Origin of the sequence: Gilliamella sp. B3022 (assembly GCF_028751545.1) — a bacterium.
Lineage (GTDB): Bacteria > Pseudomonadota > Gammaproteobacteria > Enterobacterales > Orbaceae > Gilliamella.
Map to the genome: position 1 here is coordinate 1269921 of NZ_CP071867.1, position 17336 is coordinate 1287256.

At 35.4% G+C, this 17336-nt stretch carries 17 protein-coding genes; 10 read left to right on the forward strand and 7 right to left on the reverse strand.

Annotated features, from left to right (window positions below):
• The 10 genes from fliI to fliR all read left to right on the forward strand — a co-directional run bounded on the left by fliI (nt 1) and on the right by fliR (nt 7380).
• Nucleotides 1-1365: a flagellar protein export ATPase FliI gene (gene fliI / locus J4T76_RS05765; RefSeq protein ID WP_267346310.1), complete on the forward strand. Its 1365-nt coding sequence runs from the start codon at nt 1-3 to the stop codon at nt 1363-1365.
• A gap of 18 nt (nt 1366-1383) precedes the next feature.
• Entirely contained in the window at nt 1384-1845 is a 462-nt protein-coding gene (fliJ, locus tag J4T76_RS05770; RefSeq protein WP_267342003.1) for a flagellar export protein FliJ, read from the forward strand.
• The gene (locus J4T76_RS05775; protein WP_267356232.1) at nt 1835-3037 is read left to right on the forward strand and encodes a flagellar hook-length control protein FliK; all 1203 of its coding nucleotides are present in this window, start codon (nt 1835-1837) and stop codon (nt 3035-3037) included. The genes fliJ and J4T76_RS05775 overlap by 11 nt, the downstream gene beginning before the upstream one ends.
• Nucleotides 3038-3208: 171 nt before the next feature.
• The gene (locus J4T76_RS05780; RefSeq protein WP_267342005.1) at nt 3209-3676 is read left to right on the forward strand and encodes a flagellar basal body-associated FliL family protein; all 468 of its coding nucleotides are present in this window, start codon (nt 3209-3211) and stop codon (nt 3674-3676) included.
• A 5-nt stretch (nt 3677-3681) separates the two neighbouring features.
• Nucleotides 3682-4728 carry a flagellar motor switch protein FliM gene (fliM, locus tag J4T76_RS05785; protein ID WP_267342007.1) on the forward strand — a complete coding sequence of 349 codons (1047 nt, stop codon included), beginning with the start codon at nt 3682-3684 and terminating at the stop codon, nt 4726-4728.
• Nucleotides 4721-5101 (forward strand): flagellar motor switch protein FliN, encoded by a 381-nt coding sequence (gene fliN, locus J4T76_RS05790; protein WP_416380268.1) that lies wholly within the window; start codon nt 4721-4723, stop codon nt 5099-5101. Before fliM ends, fliN begins: the two co-directional genes overlap by 8 nt.
• 95 nt (nt 5102-5196) lie before the next feature.
• Complete coding sequence (fliO, locus tag J4T76_RS05795) at nt 5197-5535, forward strand: flagellar biosynthetic protein FliO (RefSeq protein WP_274460540.1); 339 nt, start codon at nt 5197-5199, stop codon at nt 5533-5535.
• A 69-nt stretch (nt 5536-5604) separates the two neighbouring features.
• Nucleotides 5605-6282: a flagellar type III secretion system pore protein FliP gene (gene fliP / locus J4T76_RS05800; RefSeq protein ID WP_324123805.1), complete on the forward strand. Its 678-nt coding sequence runs from the start codon at nt 5605-5607 to the stop codon at nt 6280-6282.
• A 22-nt stretch (nt 6283-6304) separates the two neighbouring features.
• Nucleotides 6305-6574 (forward strand): flagellar biosynthesis protein FliQ, encoded by a 270-nt coding sequence (fliQ, locus tag J4T76_RS05805; protein WP_267342010.1) that lies wholly within the window; start codon nt 6305-6307, stop codon nt 6572-6574.
• A gap of 5 nt (nt 6575-6579) precedes the next feature.
• Nucleotides 6580-7380 carry a flagellar biosynthetic protein FliR gene (gene fliR, locus J4T76_RS05810; RefSeq protein ID WP_267346316.1) on the forward strand — a complete coding sequence of 267 codons (801 nt, stop codon included), beginning with the start codon at nt 6580-6582 and terminating at the stop codon, nt 7378-7380.
• A gap of 226 nt (nt 7381-7606) precedes the next feature.
• Here the strand turns inward: fliR and J4T76_RS05815 are convergent, their stop codons facing one another.
• The 7 genes from J4T76_RS05815 to J4T76_RS05845 form a co-directional block, all read right to left on the reverse strand.
• A complete protein-coding gene (locus J4T76_RS05815) occupies nt 7607-7942 on the reverse strand; it encodes a zinc ribbon domain-containing protein YjdM (RefSeq protein WP_267342012.1) in 336 nt (111 codons plus the stop codon).
• Nucleotides 7943-8844: 902 nt separating this feature from the next.
• The gene (gene tuf / locus J4T76_RS05820) at nt 8845-10029 is read right to left on the reverse strand and encodes an elongation factor Tu (protein WP_267342169.1); all 1185 of its coding nucleotides are present in this window, start codon (nt 10027-10029) and stop codon (nt 8845-8847) included.
• Between the two features lie 69 nt (nt 10030-10098).
• Nucleotides 10099-12201, reverse strand: coding sequence for an elongation factor G (gene fusA, locus J4T76_RS05825; RefSeq protein ID WP_267342091.1), 2103 nt, complete (start codon nt 12199-12201; stop codon nt 10099-10101).
• A 109-nt stretch (nt 12202-12310) separates the two neighbouring features.
• The gene (rpsG, locus tag J4T76_RS05830) at nt 12311-12781 is read right to left on the reverse strand and encodes a 30S ribosomal protein S7 (protein WP_065737965.1); all 471 of its coding nucleotides are present in this window, start codon (nt 12779-12781) and stop codon (nt 12311-12313) included.
• 100 nt (nt 12782-12881) lie between these two features.
• The gene (rpsL, locus tag J4T76_RS05835; RefSeq protein WP_025316630.1) at nt 12882-13256 is read right to left on the reverse strand and encodes a 30S ribosomal protein S12; all 375 of its coding nucleotides are present in this window, start codon (nt 13254-13256) and stop codon (nt 12882-12884) included.
• A gap of 882 nt (nt 13257-14138) precedes the next feature.
• Complete coding sequence (locus J4T76_RS05840) at nt 14139-15449, reverse strand: NCS2 family permease (protein WP_267342086.1); 1311 nt, start codon at nt 15447-15449, stop codon at nt 14139-14141.
• Nucleotides 15450-15648: 199 nt separating this feature from the next.
• Nucleotides 15649-17223, reverse strand: a complete 1575-nt coding sequence (locus J4T76_RS05845; RefSeq protein WP_416380574.1) for a TerC family protein — start codon at nt 17221-17223, stop codon at nt 15649-15651.
• Between the last annotated feature and the right edge of the window lie 113 nt (nt 17224-17336).

Sequence of the window (17336 nt, forward strand, 5' to 3'; positions counted from 1 at the left end):
ATGACATACTCATCCCAATGGATCAATAAAATTAGCCAAGCTACACAGCAACTTCAATCCTTGTCCTTAATACGCCAATATGGACGGTTAGTTAAGGCATCGGGATTAGTACTTGAAGCTGTGGGATTGAAATTACCATTGGGTTCAAACTGTTTTGTTGAACGACAATCTCATGGTCAACTTGATGCAGTTGAGTGTGAAGTGGTTGGATTCAATGGTCAGACGTTGTTTTTGATGCCATTTGAGGCAACCGATGGCATTTTATTAGGCGCTCGTGTTTATACCTCACAGTATGATTTAGCTCATTTTAGCCATAAATTATTACCGGTAGGTATGGCGTTATTAGGTCGAGTGGTTGATGCCATGGGTAAACCTTTAGATGGTAAGCCATTACCAGAAAATATTGAAAATGCTGGTTTGGTTAATAAAACACTCAACCCACTCAATCGCACTCCCATTCATCAGGTTCTTGATGTTGGTGTAAGAGCCATCAATGCGTTATTAACGGTCGGACAAGGACAACGAATGGGGTTATTTGCTGGTTCGGGCGTTGGTAAAAGTGTTTTACTCGGTATGATGGCTCGTTATACACAAGCAGATATTATTGTGGTAGGCTTGATTGGTGAACGAGGTCGAGAAGTTAAAGATTTTATCGAAAATATTTTAGGCGAAGACGGTTTAGCACGTGCTGTTGTGGTCGCTGCCCCCGCTGATGTATCACCATTATTACGTTTGCAAGGTGCTGCCTATGCAACAAGAATTGCTGAAAGTTTTCGCGATCAAGGTTTTAATGTGTTATTAATCATGGACTCTTTAACTCGCTATGCTATGGCACAACGAGAAATTGCCTTAGCAATTGGAGAACCTCCAGCAACTAAAGGTTATCCTCCTTCGGTATTTGCAAAATTACCAGCACTTGTAGAAAGGGCGGGCAATGATGAACATGGTAAAGGATCTATTACTGCTTTTTATACGGTTTTAACCGAAGGTGATGATCAACAAGATCCGATAGCTGATTCGGCCAGAGCAATTTTAGATGGGCACATTGTTTTGTCACGTGCACTTGCTGAGTCAGGTCATTATCCTGCTATTGATATTGAAGCATCCATTAGTCGAGTAATGACCGATCTTACCGCACCGGAAGATGAAAAGAAATCACGTTTATTTAAACAGCTATTTTCCAGTTTTCAACGTAATCGCGATTTAATTAATGTTGGCGCCTATGTGTCAGGTACCGATCCTTTGTTAGATAAGGCAATAACTTTATATCCAGCTATGCAGAAATTTTTGCAACAAGGTATTTACGAACACTGTGGATATCAAGAGGCGTGTCAACAATTGGCTGCGATTGTGAGCCAACATTAAACGGTTAGGAAAGTACTAATGAAAAAAAATCCTTCACAATTAGCCTTTTTAACATTAAAAAAGCTAGCGCAAAAATCTGTTGACGATAACTTAGTTAGGTTAAAAAAAGCAAATGAAAATAAGGGTAAAGCACAGTCACAACTTAATGTCTTACATGATTACTATGTTGAGTATCAACAAAAATTGAATGATGCTTTATCTGGTGGCATAAAAGGATATGAATTAAATAATTTTAATGCTTTTATTGCCACTATTGAGCAAGGAATAGAACAGCAAAAAAAACTGTTATTAACCTTGGATATCCAACAAAAGCAGATTACTAACCAGCTTAATCAATCACAAAAAAGTTTGAATACCTATACAACATTATTAAATAAGCAATATAACAAATATTTACAACAGCAAAATCGTTTGCAACAAAAACTGACCGATGAATTTGCCCAACAGCAATTAGCAAGGAGAATATTGAGTGAGTATTAATTTGATTGGTAATGTAAACTTAATGCCAGTGCATCAATCAGAGTTTGTTTCTAATGATACTATCGATAATGATGGTGATTTATTTGGGCAATTGCTGTTACAAAGTGAACAGCATAGCCACATTGCTAATAAGTCAGATTCGACGAAATTGAGTGATAGGGGTAATGGAGAATTAGATGATGATAAATCTGTTGATGATGAGTTAACTGTCGGCTGTTATCCAGGTGCTATTGAATATTTTGAACAGGAAAAGTGGACTATTATCAGTGCGACAGAAATAAACGCTACAGAAAACAGAAATATACCAATTAACCATTATTCACTGCCAACGAATAACATAAATTCTGACATATTCGAAGCCAATTTTTTGCTCAATTTACCCGCAAATCCATTAGACAGTAAGCCAACTCACGAAGTCATTAATAACGAAGGGAAGGTCATTAATTCGATAATGCAACAAAATGATTTTATGTCGTTATTTGAAGAAAAACGTCAAGCAAACACAACACTGATTCATCGAAAAATCTCTGATATTAGTCATAACGTTAGCAATTATTTTTCTAATTCATCCACTCATTTATCCAGTATTGGTGATGTTATGTCAAAAGTGACCCCTTCTCAAACTGATTTTACGATGAATTTAGGAAGTCACCATGTGATGGTGCCTATCCATCAAATCTCATCTTTGCCATCAATAACCCATGACCCCAACTTGATAACGCCAGCTAATTCGACTGTTTCTTCTTACACAATGGATTTATCTACGCCTGTTGATGTTGTGCAATGGCAACAATCGTTAACTCAGCACATCATGATGTTTAATCGTCAAGGTATACAAACAGCCGAAATTAAATTACATCCTCAAGAATTAGGTTCGTTACATATTAAACTTGCTATGACCGATGATAATATCAATCTGCATATGATGGCTGCACACAATATGGTAAAAGGATTGTTAGAATCGGCATTACCATTTTTACGAACTTCGCTGCAAGAACAAGGTTTTAACTTACAACAAACCGATATCAGTGATTTTTCGATGATGAGTGATGGTGATCACTCAGCGATGCATCATCAAAATAATCACCGTCACCAATCGAATGCAGTTGTATCAAAAACAGTAGACAAAATTAATGAGCAGTCAAACAACCAAAAATATTTTGTTCAATCAGGATTGAGTGTATTTGCTTAAAATTTAATTTGTGATTTATTGTCAGCAAGTATCTTAAAAACAAATTGAAAACGTTAAATAGGTAATATTTTTGTTGCCTATTCTTCAAATCAATTCTGCGAGTTTGATTTATTATTCTTCTTATTATTACCATTTAATGGTTATAAATTTTTTATTGAGATAAGAATAAATATGCCAACTACCCCTAAAAAAGTGAATATTTTGAACTTAATACTTATTCTCATCACGCTGTTCGCATCAGGTACAGCTGTTTATTTATGGTTCCAAAATCAATCAAAAACCACGGCTAAAAAGCATGATGAAATAACTATCGTATCGCCAGTTTTTTTAACTTTAAAGCCGTTTACTGTGTCGTTACCTACATCAGAAGATAATGGTGATATTAATAAAATTCTTTATGTTGGTATGGTACTGCGTGTTGCCGATGAAGCCCAAAAAATTGCGTTATTAGAATACTTACCTGAAGTTAGAAGTGATATACTTCTTTTATTATCTAAACAATATGTTAATAAATTAAAACAAGAATCAGGTAAATTTGAATTACAAGAGCAGATAAAAAATACATTATCACGTCAATATGATATTAAACACTCAGTAAAAATTGACGAAGTACTCTTTACTGATTTTATTATACGGTGATTGTTATGTCTGATAAGCGTGAACCGATAACAGACATTAATGCCGACAATGATACTTTGCCAGTATCAGAAAGCTCCATTGCCACTGAGGGTAACGTTTTTGATACTAATGTTATCTCATTACCATCAGGGAAAAAAGCCGATGTTAAACCTTACGATTTATCGGTCAAACATAGCTTTATTCCTGAACGTTTAACGGCATTAGAAATCATAAATGAACGTTTTGCTCGTCAGTTCAGAATAGGATTATTTAATCTATTACGTCGTAATACAGATGTAATTGCTTCCCCAATTGGCACACAAACTTTCAAAGAATTTTCTAATATTTCATCTACATATCATTTGAATTTAGTGCATCTCAATCCTTTAAGAGGCTCTTGCTTATTTTCCTTTTCACCCGAATTAGTATTTATTGTGGTTGATACTTTATTTGGTGGGGATGGGCATACAAACAAAGTTGAAACAGAAGATCGTGAGTTTACTCATACAGAGCAACAAATCATAAAACGAGTACTAGAGTTAGCATTAAACATTTATCAAAGTGCTTGGGCAGATATATATTCAGTTGAAACTGAGTATATCCGCTCTGAAATACAAAGTAAGTTTACTAATATTACTACTTCGCCTGATGATGTAGTTTTAACCACCAAATTTAAGATTGAAATTGGTAGTTTTAAAGCGACGTTTTATATTTGTATTCCTTATGCCATGGTTGAGCCAATCAAAGAATTATTAATAAAACCACCTATCGAGCAGCAAACTTATCAAGATGATAATATCTGGATGAGTTCATTAACCTCTGGCATCAAACAATCAACTGTCGAATTAGTCGCTAACTTTACTCGTATTCATACGACTGTCTCTAAACTATTAGCATTAAAAACGAATGATATTTTAGTCATCGACAAACCGACAAATTTAGATGTTACTGTTGGTGGAGTGCCAGTATTAAAAGGTCATTACGGTAAAGTTAATAAACAATATGCAATTCAAGTTGAACAGGTTATTAATCCTGTAATTGAACAATTAAATGAGGGAATGCAAAATGACTGATATCAAACAAGATAGTGAAGATATCCCAAAAGTCGATGTAAAAAGTGATGAATTATCCACTAAGGACGTTATTTTTGAAACATTATCACCGCAACAAACTGAAGAACAAAAGCAAGATATTAATCTTATTTTAGATATTCCAATTGATTTGAGTGTCGAACTTGGTCGAACTAAGATGGCAATTAAAGATTTATTGAATCTAACTCAAGGATCGGTCATTGCATTGGATGGTCTTGCTGGTGAACCTTTAGATATATTAATTAATGGTTATTTAATTGCCCAAGGCGAAATCGTGGTTGTCGGTGATAATTATGGCGTACGCATTACCGATATTATCACTCCATCAGAGCGTGTACGTAGGTTGAGTCGTTAATGGATATAAAACACGAAAATAAGGCTCAGCCTTCGTCAACAACAGATACAATTTCGCTAACTTCTATATCACCGGAATTCAAAGTAAACACACAAATGGCTACATCAATTGGGATATCGCTTATTGGTGTGATTGTCCTGATCTTATTGTTAGGATGGATAGTAAAACGCTTCAATTGGAAGAGTCCTAATAAACAATTAATTGAAGTCAAAGCAACTTATAATATAAACCCTAAAGAAAGAATCGTTTTGGTTCATGTCGATCATCAATTATTAGTTGTTGGTGTGACTGGACAGCAGATGACCCTACTGCATACCATAAATGAACAACGAACCGATATGTTGCTAGCAGAACCATCAGCAGAAAAAGACCTTTCAAAAAATAAGTTATTTGAGCAAATGTTACAGTCCATTTTGAAATTGAGAAAGGAGTAATTGGTAGTGCGGTTAAAATCTGTTATTTTGCTAGGCTTATTGTCGATTAGCCAATATAGCTTTGCTGAAATTTCACCGTTATCTATCATTACCCGTACTACTTTGGATAATGAACAAAGCTGGTCGTTACCGGTTGAGACTTTGGTCTTTTTAACCTTACTTACGTTTATTCCTGCAATATTACTATTAATGACCAGCTTTACCCGCATTATTATTGTGTTGGGTTTATTGCGTAATGCTCTAGGAACACAATCTGCTCCCCCTAACCAAGTTATTTTAGGTATTGCCCTTTTTATGACATTTTTTATTATGTCACCGGTGACTGATAAAATTTATCAAGATGCTTATATACCTTATTCACAAAATCAAATCACCATGCAAGAAGCCTTATCCACAGCAACTAAACCATTACAGGCGTTCATGCTTACTCAAACCCGAGAAAATGATTTAGCGTTATTTGTGAATATGTCTCATCAAAATGAAATCCAAAGCCGTGAAGATATTCCCTTGAAAGTTTTGGTACCGGCTTTTGTGGTTAGCGAGTTAAAAACCGCTTTTCAAATAGGTTTTACGATTTTTATTCCTTTTTTAATTATTGATTTAGTGGTGGCTAGTACACTTATGGCATTAGGGATGATGATGGTTCCACCGGCAACCGTTTCATTACCATTTAAGTTAATGTTGTTTGTATTGGCCGATGGTTGGCACTTATTACTAGGTTCATTAGCACAAAGCTTTTTTAGTTAAGAAATTTTAGTTTAGGAACAGTATGTCACCTGAGTATATTAGTACTTTGGCAATGCAAGCCATAAAAGTTGCAGCATCCCTTGCAGGTCCTTTATTGTTAGCCGCTTTATTTACTGGTTTGGTCATTAGTTTATTGCAAGCGGCTACGCAAATTAATGAAATGACATTATCATTTATTCCTAAAATTTTAATGGTCATTGTGGTTTTAATTATTTTGGGTCCCTCTATGTTGTCAACGATGATTGACTACATTCAAATTGTGATTACCGATATTCCTAATTTAACTCATTAAATGTAATGGATATTAATATTAACAGTCTATTTAATATTGATTTCTTTGCTTGGGTTAAAGATATCTTTTTCCCGTTTGTGCGCATTTTAGCATTAATTATGGTCGCGCCAATTTTTGGTGAAAAAGAAGTGCCAAATCGCATAAAAATTGGTTTAGCGTTAGTAATTGTTATGCTTCTACCTCTTCCTAATCTTGATGAGAATATAGAACTTTATTCTCTAACGGGGATATGGGTTCTTGCTCAGCAAATAATGATTGGAGTGTTGATCGGTTTTACTATGCAATTGGCGTTTATAACAGTCAGAATTTCGGGTGAATTAATTGGTATGCAAATGGGGCTGGGTATGGCTACATTTTTTGATCCAATTGGAGGACCTTCTACATCAGTTTTGTCACGCTTAATTAATATTATAGCTTTACTGATTTTTCTGAGTTTAGATGGTCATCTATGGTTACTATATGGTATTTCTAATAGCTTTGATATTGTTCCAATTCGACTTATGCCACTGCCTGCAAATGGCTATTTATCTTTAATTGATGTCAGTAACCAACTCTTTATTAATGGTATTATGTTAGCTCTTCCTTTAATGACTTTATTGTTAATCATTAATATATCATTGGGCTTATTAAATAGGATTACACCACAATTATCCATTTTTGTTGTTGGTTATCCTTTAACACTATTGTTAGGATTAATCATGTTAAGCTATTTAATTTCGATGTTGCCAGCATTTACAGAGTTTATTTTTGAACAAATATTCAATCACATTTCAGCTATTTTATGGTTTTTGAGTGATGTTCAGTAGTGTAATTTTGATTATATGACTGGATAATTTATCAATTTTATTCTTATCTGAATTAGTCTGCTTACTAACCTTCCTTCAAATAGGTCTTTTTGTAAAAAAATTTGAGGTTAACGATACGTTTGAATATAAAAATTGGCTGAATTCCACTAAACGTAAATTAAAAAAATATTAGTGGAAACTCAATAAGAAAGGAATGCTGATATAATCAGCATTTTATTTATATCAATTAAGCTTTTTTTACAAAACAGGCTTTAAGCATGATTTTCATGCCATCAATTTTACAATCAATCTCATGATCACCTTCGACTAAACGAATCCCTTTTGCTTTAGCCCCTTTTTTCAAAACAGTAGAAGATCCTTTTAATTTAAGATCTTTAATTAAAATAATATCGTCGCCATCAGCAAGTAAATTACCATTACTGTCTTTCACTTGTAAACCTTCATTTGTTGAAGCAACATCATTCGGATCCCATTCGTGGGCACATTCAGGGCAAACATAAAACGAACCATCATGATAAGTATGTTCAGACTGGCAAACAGGGCAGTTAGGTATAGATTCCATGGGTATGATTAATCCAAATTAAATAAAATGGCGTTTACTATAGCAAAAAAACGGTGTTAAGTCATGGTATTCCTATTTTAGGTAGCGTTAAAGAGGCCGTCAAATTATTCCATAGAAGCACTAGCGATAAAAAATTGGTTAAAGACAAAATGATCCGCCATGAATCACACCTTTATTTTGCTATACCTTTATTTTAACAGAGGGAGGTTCATGTGTATCGCAGTACTCATTTAGGTGATGAAACGATGTTTGGTATTTTAAATCATTATCATTTAGTAGTAATTGCTGCTATCTTTTGCCTCATTATCGTTTTCCAATGTCGATTAAAGCCAAAATAGGTTATTGGGTACGATTGATTGAAAAACCGAGTTTACATCAATTTTATAAAACTCATCCCATTATTATGCGACGGTTTATTAATATGCTTCAGTACTAACTGTATAGGAACAAATAGATAATAATATTAGGTATTTAATATTAAGCGCCTTACAATAGCATTTGGTTATTTGTTTATTGATATTATGTTCGGATAACGCTCATCAATTTATATTGTCTAGCGCTCGTGATCTTTTAGCAACAAAGTTAGGTATTGGTTATGAATCGTTAAGTTGATTGATGTGGCACTATCGAAACCAAAAAATTATTTAAGTTGAAACTCATTGAGTTAATATACTAAAAGTATTTTATTTGAAAGAACGGATTTCTCCTTATCAACGTTTATTCAAAAAAGCTGTTGGTATTTAGGAAAATTGTTCTACAAAGAACAAGTAAAGTACATTCAAATTAAAATGGCAAATTGGTTTTTAAAAGGAATTCTGATAAACCTAAAAAAGGCGCGTATTATACGCGCCTTTTATACTGATCAAGAGCATTAAGGATAATGCTCTAAATAGTTAGTAAGATTATTTAATAACCTTAGCAACAACACCAGCACCAACAGTACGACCACCTTCACGGATAGCAAAGCGTAAGCCTTCTGCCATTGCGATTGGGTGAATTAATGATACAGTCATTTTGATGTTATCACCTGGCATTACCATCTCTACGCCTTCTGGTAACTCGATTGTTCCAGTTACGTCAGTTGTACGGAAGTAGAACTGTGGACGGTAGCCTTTGAAGAATGGAGTATGACGACCACCTTCATCTTTACTTAGAATATATACTTCTGATTCGAAATCAGTATGTGGTGTGATTGAGCCTGGTTTTGCTAATACTTGACCACGTTCGATTTCTTCACGTTTTGTACCACGTAGTAAGACACCAACGTTTTCACCCGCACGACCTTCGTCTAGCAATTTACGGAACATTTCAACGCCAGTACAAGTTGTTTTTGTTGTTGGTTTGATACCAACGATTTCAACTTCTTCACCAACTTTGATTACACCACGTTCTACACGACCTGTTACCACTGTACCACGTCCTGAAATTGAGAACACGTCTTCAATTGGAAGTAGGAATGGTTTATCGATATCACGCTCTGGTTCCGGGATATAGCTGTCTAAAGCTTCAGCTAATTCAACAATTTTTTCTTCCCATGCTGCATCGCCTTCTAACGCTTTTAACGCTGAACCACGAATGACTGGAGTGTCATCACCTGGGAAATCGTATTGAGATAGAAGTTCACGTACTTCCATTTCAACTAATTCTAATAATTCTTCATCATCAACCATATCGCATTTGTTTAAAAATACGATGATGTATGGAACACCTACTTGACGACCTAAAAGAATGTGCTCACGAGTTTGTGGCATAGGACCATCTGTTGCTGCTACTACTAAGATAGCACCGTCCATTTGTGCCGCACCAGTGATCATGTTTTTAACATAGTCAGCATGGCCCGGGCAGTCTACGTGTGCGTAGTGACGAGTCGGGGTATCGTATTCAACGTGTGAAGTGTTGATGGTGATACCACGTGCTTTTTCTTCTGGTGCATTATCGATTTGATCGAATGCACGTGCTTGACCGCCGTATTTTTTAGAAAGTACAGAAGTAATTGCTGCTGTTAAAGTTGTTTTACCATGGTCAACGTGGCCGATTGTACCAACGTTAACGTGGGGTTTTGTACGTTCAAATTTTTCTTTAGACATCTTAATGTTCCTTTATTAAATCACTTCCCTTCTCAATAAAAGGGAAGTGTTACTTTATTTATATAAAAATTATTTCGCTTTACGAGCTTCTATAATTGCTGTAGCAATATTTGTTGGTGCTTCATTGTACTTTAAGAATTCCATAGAGTAAGAAGCACGGCCTTGTGTTTGAGAACGAAGATCTGTTGCATAACCAAACATTTCTGAAAGTGGAACTTGTGCTTTAACTGTTTTACCAGTAGCTGTATCGTCCATTCCTTCGATCATACCACGACGACGGTTTAAATCACCAATTACGTCACCCATATAATCTTCTGGAGTTTCAACTTCTACTTTCATAATTGGTTCTAAAAGCACTGGTTTTGCTTTCATGAAGCCTTCTTTAAATGCCATTGAACCAGCAATTTTAAATGCCATTTCTGATGAGTCAACATCATGGTAAGAACCATCAAAGATAGTGACTTCAACATCAACAATTGGGTAACCAGCAAGAACACCATTTTTCATTTGTTCTTGACAGCCTTTATCAACTGCAGGAATGTATTCTTTAGGAACTACACCACCAACAATTTCATTATTGAATTTGTAGCCTTCGCCACCAGCTTCCAATGGTTTGATTTTTAACCATACATGACCATATTGACCACGACCACCAGATTGACGAACAAATTTACCTTCTTGTTCAACTTCATTACGAATGGTTTCACGGTAAGCAACTTGTGGTTTACCAACATTTGCTTCCACTTTGAATTCACGTTTCATACGGTCAACGATGATTTCTAAGTGAAGCTCACCCATACCAGAAATAATGGTTTGACCTGATTCTTCATCTGTATGAACACGGAATGAAGGGTCTTCTTGTGCTAGTCGACCTAAAGCAAGTCCCATTTTTTCTTGGTCAGCTTTGGTTTTTGGTTCTACTGCAACTGAGATTACCGGTTCAGGGAATTCCATTCTTTCAAGAATGATTGGTGCGCTTTCAGCACAAAGAGTATCACCAGTAGTCACATCTTTAAGACCGATTGCGGCAGCAATGTCACCCGCGCGAACTTCTTTAATTTCTTCACGTTTGTTAGCATGCATCTGAACGATACGACCAAAACGTTCTTTTTTGTCTTTAACAGAGTTAAGAACAGTATCACCTGAGTTTACAACACCTGAGTAAACACGGAAGAATGTTAAGTTACCAACAAATGGGTCAGTTGCAATTTTGAATGCTAATGATGAGAATGGTTCATCATCACTTGAATGACGTTCAGCTGCTTCACCATTTGCTAATTCACCTTTAATTGCAGGTACATCAGTTGGTGCAGGTAGATATTCAATAACTGCATCGAGCATGAATTGAACACCTTTATTTTTAAATGCACTACCACAAGTAACTAAGATGATTTCATTAGCAAGTACGCGTTCACGTAATGCAGCTTTAACTTCTTCTTCAGTTAACTCTTCACCGCCAAGGTATTTTTCCATTAACTCTTCACTTGCTTCTGCTGCAGCTTCAATTAAGTAAGCACGCCATTCTTCGACTTGCTCAACCATGTCAGCAGGCACATCTTCATAAGTGAATGTTACGCCTTGATCAGCATCATTCCAGTTAATTGCTTTACGTTTAAGTAAATCAACTACACCAGTAAAGCCTTCTTCAGCACCGATAGGTAAAACTAAAGGAACAGGTACCGCGGCTAAACGAGTTTTGATTTGATCAACAACACGTAAGAAGTTAGCACCCATACGGTCCATTTTGTTTACGAAAGCAATACGTGGAACTTTATATTTGTTTGCTTGACGCCATACTGTTTCTGATTGAGGTTGAACACCACCAACCGCACAGTAAACCATTACTGCACCATCAAGAACACGCATAGAACGTTCTACTTCGATGGTGAAATCAACGTGTCCAGGGGTGTCGATAATGTTGATACGGTGTGGTTCAAATTGTTGACCCATACCAGACCAGAATGCAGTTGTTGCAGCAGAAGTGATAGTAATACCACGTTCTTGTTCTTGTTCCATCCAGTCCATGGTAGCTGCGCCATCATGAACTTCACCAATTTTGTGACTTACACCAGTATAAAACAAAATACGTTCAGTTGTTGTTGTTTTACCTGCGTCAATATGTGCACTAATACCAATATTGCGGTAGCGTACTATAGGGGTTGTACGAGCCATATTAATCCTCTACTTAGAATCGTTTGCTTAATAAAATATCATTTAGGTTGACTGACAGTCGGTAGAGACTGTCAGCCTAATTCTCAACCATGTAATTGAATGGTGAAAATTACCAACGATAATGTGCAAACGCTTTATTAGCTTCAGCCATACGATGAACATCTTCGCGTTTTTTCACAGCGGTACCTTTGTTTTCAAAAGCATCCATAAGTTCATTCGCTAGGCGCAAAGCCATTGATTTATCGCCACGTTTACGTGCCGCATCTACAATCCAACGCATTGCAAGTGCATTACGACGAACAGGGCGCACTTCAACAGGAACTTGGTATGTAGAACCACCAACGCGACGAGACTTAACTTCTAGAGTTGGTCTTACGTTATCTAATGCAACTTCGAAAGCTGCTAAGTGGTCTTTTCCACTACGCTCAGCTAATTTATCAAGAGCTGAATATACGATTGATTCTGCGATAGATTTTTTACCATCTATCATTAAAATATTTACAAATTTCGCCAGCAAATCTGAACCGAATTTCGGATCAGGTAAAATTTTTCTTTGACCAGCAACATGACGACGTGGCATTGGAATACTCCGTTTATATGTTATAAATTTTTCAGGTTTACCCAAAACTCAACTGAGTTAAATGGAATTATTTAGTTTGGCCTTACTTAACGGAGTCCCATTAAGCTTTAGGTCGTTTCACACCGTATTTAGAACGGCTTTGTTTACGATCTTTAACACCTGCGCAGTCTAATGCACCGCGAACAGTATGATAACGAACACCAGGTAAATCTTTAACACGACCACCGCGGATTAAAATCACACTGTGTTCTTGTAAGTTGTGACCTTCACCACCGATATATGAAGTTACTTCAAAACCGTTGGTTAAACGTACACGGCATACTTTACGTAATGCTGAGTTTGGTTTTTTCGGTGTAGTAGTGTAAACACGTGTACAAACACCGCGTTTTTGCGGGCATGCTTCAAGAGCAGGAACGTTACTTTTTACTTCCTTAAGTGCTCTAGGTTTGCGTACCAGCTGATTAATTGTTGCCATTAATAAGCTCCTGATTAATTAAAATAAATTTAAAATTGCTTTTTAGATACGTAATTAATAACTGTAGACCAAAAACTATGTATATAAGTTTTGGGTCGCAAGATTCTAGACCTCAACAGCCATAATGTCAAGTATTACCACAAGTTCTTTGCCTGTTTCAATTAAATTTTATTAGTATTAAGTAGAAATAATAAAAAAGTTTTAATTTTATTTTGTTACCCTTTTTGTGGATGAAATGCATCTGTTACAATTTATACTTATTTTGATGTTACTATGTTTGTTTAATGGTTATAAAGGTAGTGAAAAGTTAATTCGAGCTAATCGTATTTTTTGCAAAAGTGATCTGTTTTATTCAATGTCGGTTAACATTATATGATTGTACTCAAATTACGTTAAAAAACAGTAATAGTATACTGGTTATGAACATATTATTTAATGCCTAATAATGATGAATAGTGAAGAATGAATTACATAAAGTTGTTTTATTATTTAATGTAAATAATATCTACGATCGATACATTTTTAGGAGTATTGCTAAAATTAATTAATATTTACTGGAATATTTATATCTCTGAAACTGAATCTTAGGTATTTAATTATGAATCGGTCCAATTGCGTTTTTGCATTTAATAATATTGTGGTCTCTGAATCAGCTATGTTGGATGCAAATTACCTGATGATTTTTGATCGAAAATAATTTTGTGTAATGATACATTGGCAAAATGTTAAATATTGATAATTCAGATTTTTTAACCTAATTTGAATTTTAAATTTAGAATAACTGGTTAAAATCCCACTAATAAGTTCAATGAACAGCAAGCTAGGTGAGGATAACCGATTGGATTATTTCTACCGTTACAAAACGGTAGAAATAAAATTGAATTAATGATGATCAATGAAGATAAATTTTAAAGCAAATAATAGGGCAAAAATAATAACACATAAGTTGAGTTCTTTAAATTTACCTGTACAGGTTTTTAATACGACATAAGAGATAAAACCAAGGGCAACTCCTTCTGTAATAGCAAAGGCAAATGGCATCATTAAGGCAGTAATAAATGCTGGTGTTGCATCGGTTAAATCTGACCAATTGACTTTAACTAAGCTTGAAACCATTAAGATTCCAACAAAAATAAGCGCACCTGAAGTAGCATAACTTGGCACAAGATGAGCTAATGGTGATAAAAAGGTCATCATTAAAAATAAGAGTCCAACAATCACAGCGGTTAAGCCTGTACGACCACCAACAGAGATACCTGAAGAGCTTTCAATATAGGTCAATACAGATGACGTACCAAATAAGCCACCTAATGATGAGCTAAAACTATCAATTAATAACGCTTGACGCATTTTTGGAAAGCGGCCTTTTTCATCACAAATACCAGCTTTATCGGTTAATGCCAAAATGGTTCCAGACGAATCAAATAAGCTGACAATCATAATCGAGAAGATAACACCCATAATACCGATGTTAAAAGAACCAGCAAGGTCAACATGACCGACAACAGATGTTACACTTGGTGGGATGGATGCTATACCTTGATAACTAATATTTGGATCTAACCAAAGTGCCAATATCGTGACAACAAAAATTGAAATAAGTACTGCAGCATGAAAGTTACGAGCAGCTAAAATTATAATAATAAAAAAACCCAATGAACCGAGTAATACTTTTAGCGATAAAATATTCCCCATGGTCAATAGTGTTGTTGGCGAAGAAACGACAATGCCCATATTTTGAAAGCCCATAAAAGCAATAAATAATCCGATACCTGCACTAATACCTATGCGTAAGCATGGTGGAATGTGTTCAATTAACCAATGGCGAACTTTAAATAATGATAATGCAAAAAATACAAGTGATCCCCAAAATATCGCTCCCATACCTATTTGCCATGAGTAACCCATTGCGCCACATATTCCATAAGCAAAAAAGACGTTAAGTCCCATGGCTGGAGCTAAAGCGATGGGTAAATTGGCAAATAAACCCATTAAAATAGTGGCACAGGCTGTAACGACGCAAGTTAATACAAACACAGCAGACGTATCCATACCGGATGCAGATAAAATGGAAGGATTGACGAAGATGATATAGACCATGGTAAGAAAAGTGGTGCAACCAGCGATAATTTCAGTACCGACAGTTGTTTTTTTTTCTTTCAATTGAAATATTTTTTCGAATATTGAATTCATAAGTTAAAGCCCAATTTTGGTTGTCAAGAATGAACGTATTTCACGTTGTACTATTTATTTTTTACCAAAAGGAAAAAATAAAAAAGATGAGGCGTTATTACTCCACATCTTTTAAAAAGAAATTTTACCGCATAATTATTGCTTGTTATTTATTTAGGTCAAGCGTTATTCTACTCCGCGCAATGCGCTAGGCAGTGTTCTACTCAGATACAGCATCAAGTTTATTCAAAGTAATTTTGACTTTAAGAATACGGTGACTTTCTATCTCGGCAATTTCGAATAGATAATCGCCAATTTGAATTGTCTCACCAACATTAAGTAAATGTTGAGCTTTTTCCATGAGCAGTCCTGCCAGAGTATGATATTCGCGTTTATCGTCAATAGGAATTGGCACAAAACGAACTAATTCTTCAACAGGGATGTAGCCATTAGCAATCCAGCTATGATCATCTACACATTGAATATCATGTTTAGCATCAATTTCCTCCTCCTCTGTTGGAAAATCACCTGCAATGGTTTCAATAATGTCTGTCACAGAGACAATACCTTGCATTGAACCAAATTCATCCACTACAAATGCAAAGTGAGTTTTAGCCTTTTTAAATTGATCTAGCGCAACTAATAAAGATACCGTCTCAGGGAAGATAAGTGGCTGTTTTATCAGTGAATGAATATCAATGGGTTTTTTGCTTTGGATCATATCTTTTAATAGATCGTTTACTTGAATAATACCTAATGGTTCATCAATTGAGGCATTATCAGTGACAACTAAACGTGAATGTGGATTATCAAAAATCTCTTTTAATATGATTTCACGGTCATCATTAATATTTACCATATCAACATCTAATCGTGATGTCATAACGCTACTGACCGAGCGTTGAGCTAGACCCAGTACCCGTTCGACCATGTTCAATTCTTGGTGATTAAATACGGAGGCTTTTTTGTTATTATCTGATATCACATCAATAGTGTGAGTTTCAGGATCTTCTTCTGCATCACCTTTAAGTAAATGCAAAACAGCTTCGGCGGTACGTTCACGTAATGGTTTTTTATTTAATATTTTACGACGATTAAAAATAGCTAATTGATTGAAAAACTCAATCATAATTGAGAAGCCAATCGCTGCATACAAATAACCTTTAGGAATAACAAATCCTAGCCCTTCTGCAACTAAACTAAAACCAATCATCAGTAAAAAGCTTAAGCAAAGAATGACAATAGTTGGATGTGAGTTGACAAAATGAGCTAAAGGTCTACTGGCAACCATCATAATGCCAATAGCAATACAAACCGCAATAATCATTACTGGAATATGTTCAACCATACCTACAGCGGTTATTACTGAGTCTAAAGAAAATACGGCATCAAGTACCACGATTTGGGCAACAACTGTCCAAAAATGTGAAGTTTTTTTTGGTTTTCCTTCTTCATGGACAGAGCCTTCAAGGCGTTCATTGAGTTCCATCGTTGCTTTGAAAAGCAAAAATATCCCTCCAATAAACATAATTAATTGACGAGCATTGAAAGTAATACCAAATTTTGAAAATAATGGCGTGTTAAGAGTAACTAACCAACCCGTTATCATTAATAATAAAATTCGGGTAATTAATGCAAATGCAAGACCAGTTATACGGGCCTTATCTCGTTGATGTGGCGGAAGTTTCTCGGCAAGAATGGCTATAAAAACAATATTATCAATACCAAGGACGATTTCAAGTACAACCAGAGTGGATAAACCAATCCAGATTGTAGGATCCATGATCCATTCCATATGTCAGGTGATTACCTCTAGTGATCACAGCACATGCTGCCGTGTAATTCTGGCTGTAATTGACTAAATAATCAATAAAATATTTATAAAAATTGTTTATTTTGTCAAAAAGT

Bases quoted from the DNA above. Each gene is read 5' to 3' on its own strand.
- J4T76_RS05780 (WP_267342005.1), top strand. From the start codon at position 3,209: ATGCCAACTACCCCTAAAAAAGTGAATATTTTGAACTTAATACTTATT.
- J4T76_RS05840 (WP_267342086.1), bottom strand. From the start codon at position 15,449: ATGAATTCAATATTCGAAAAAATATTTCAATTGAAAGAAAAAAAAACA.
- J4T76_RS05845 (WP_416380574.1), bottom strand. From the start codon at position 17,223: ATGGAATGGATCATGGATCCTACAATCTGGATTGGTTTATCCACTCTG.
- fliI (WP_267346310.1), top strand. From the start codon at position 1: ATGACATACTCATCCCAATGGATCAATAAAATTAGCCAAGCTACACAG.
- fusA (WP_267342091.1), bottom strand. From the start codon at position 12,201: ATGGCTCGTACAACCCCTATAGTACGCTACCGCAATATTGGTATTAGT.
- fliR (WP_267346316.1), top strand. From the start codon at position 6,580: ATGGATATTAATATTAACAGTCTATTTAATATTGATTTCTTTGCTTGG.
- fliO (WP_274460540.1), top strand. From the start codon at position 5,197: ATGGCTACATCAATTGGGATATCGCTTATTGGTGTGATTGTCCTGATC.
- fliJ (WP_267342003.1), top strand. From the start codon at position 1,384: ATGAAAAAAAATCCTTCACAATTAGCCTTTTTAACATTAAAAAAGCTA.
- fliM (WP_267342007.1), top strand. From the start codon at position 3,682: ATGTCTGATAAGCGTGAACCGATAACAGACATTAATGCCGACAATGAT.
- rpsL (WP_025316630.1), bottom strand. From the start codon at position 13,256: ATGGCAACAATTAATCAGCTGGTACGCAAACCTAGAGCACTTAAGGAA.
- fliN (WP_416380268.1), top strand. From the start codon at position 4,721: ATGACTGATATCAAACAAGATAGTGAAGATATCCCAAAAGTCGATGTA.
- tuf (WP_267342169.1), bottom strand. From the start codon at position 10,029: ATGTCTAAAGAAAAATTTGAACGTACAAAACCCCACGTTAACGTTGGT.
- rpsG (WP_065737965.1), bottom strand. From the start codon at position 12,781: ATGCCACGTCGTCATGTTGCTGGTCAAAGAAAAATTTTACCTGATCCG.
- J4T76_RS05815 (WP_267342012.1), bottom strand. From the start codon at position 7,942: ATGGAATCTATACCTAACTGCCCTGTTTGCCAGTCTGAACATACTTAT.
- fliQ (WP_267342010.1), top strand. From the start codon at position 6,305: ATGTCACCTGAGTATATTAGTACTTTGGCAATGCAAGCCATAAAAGTT.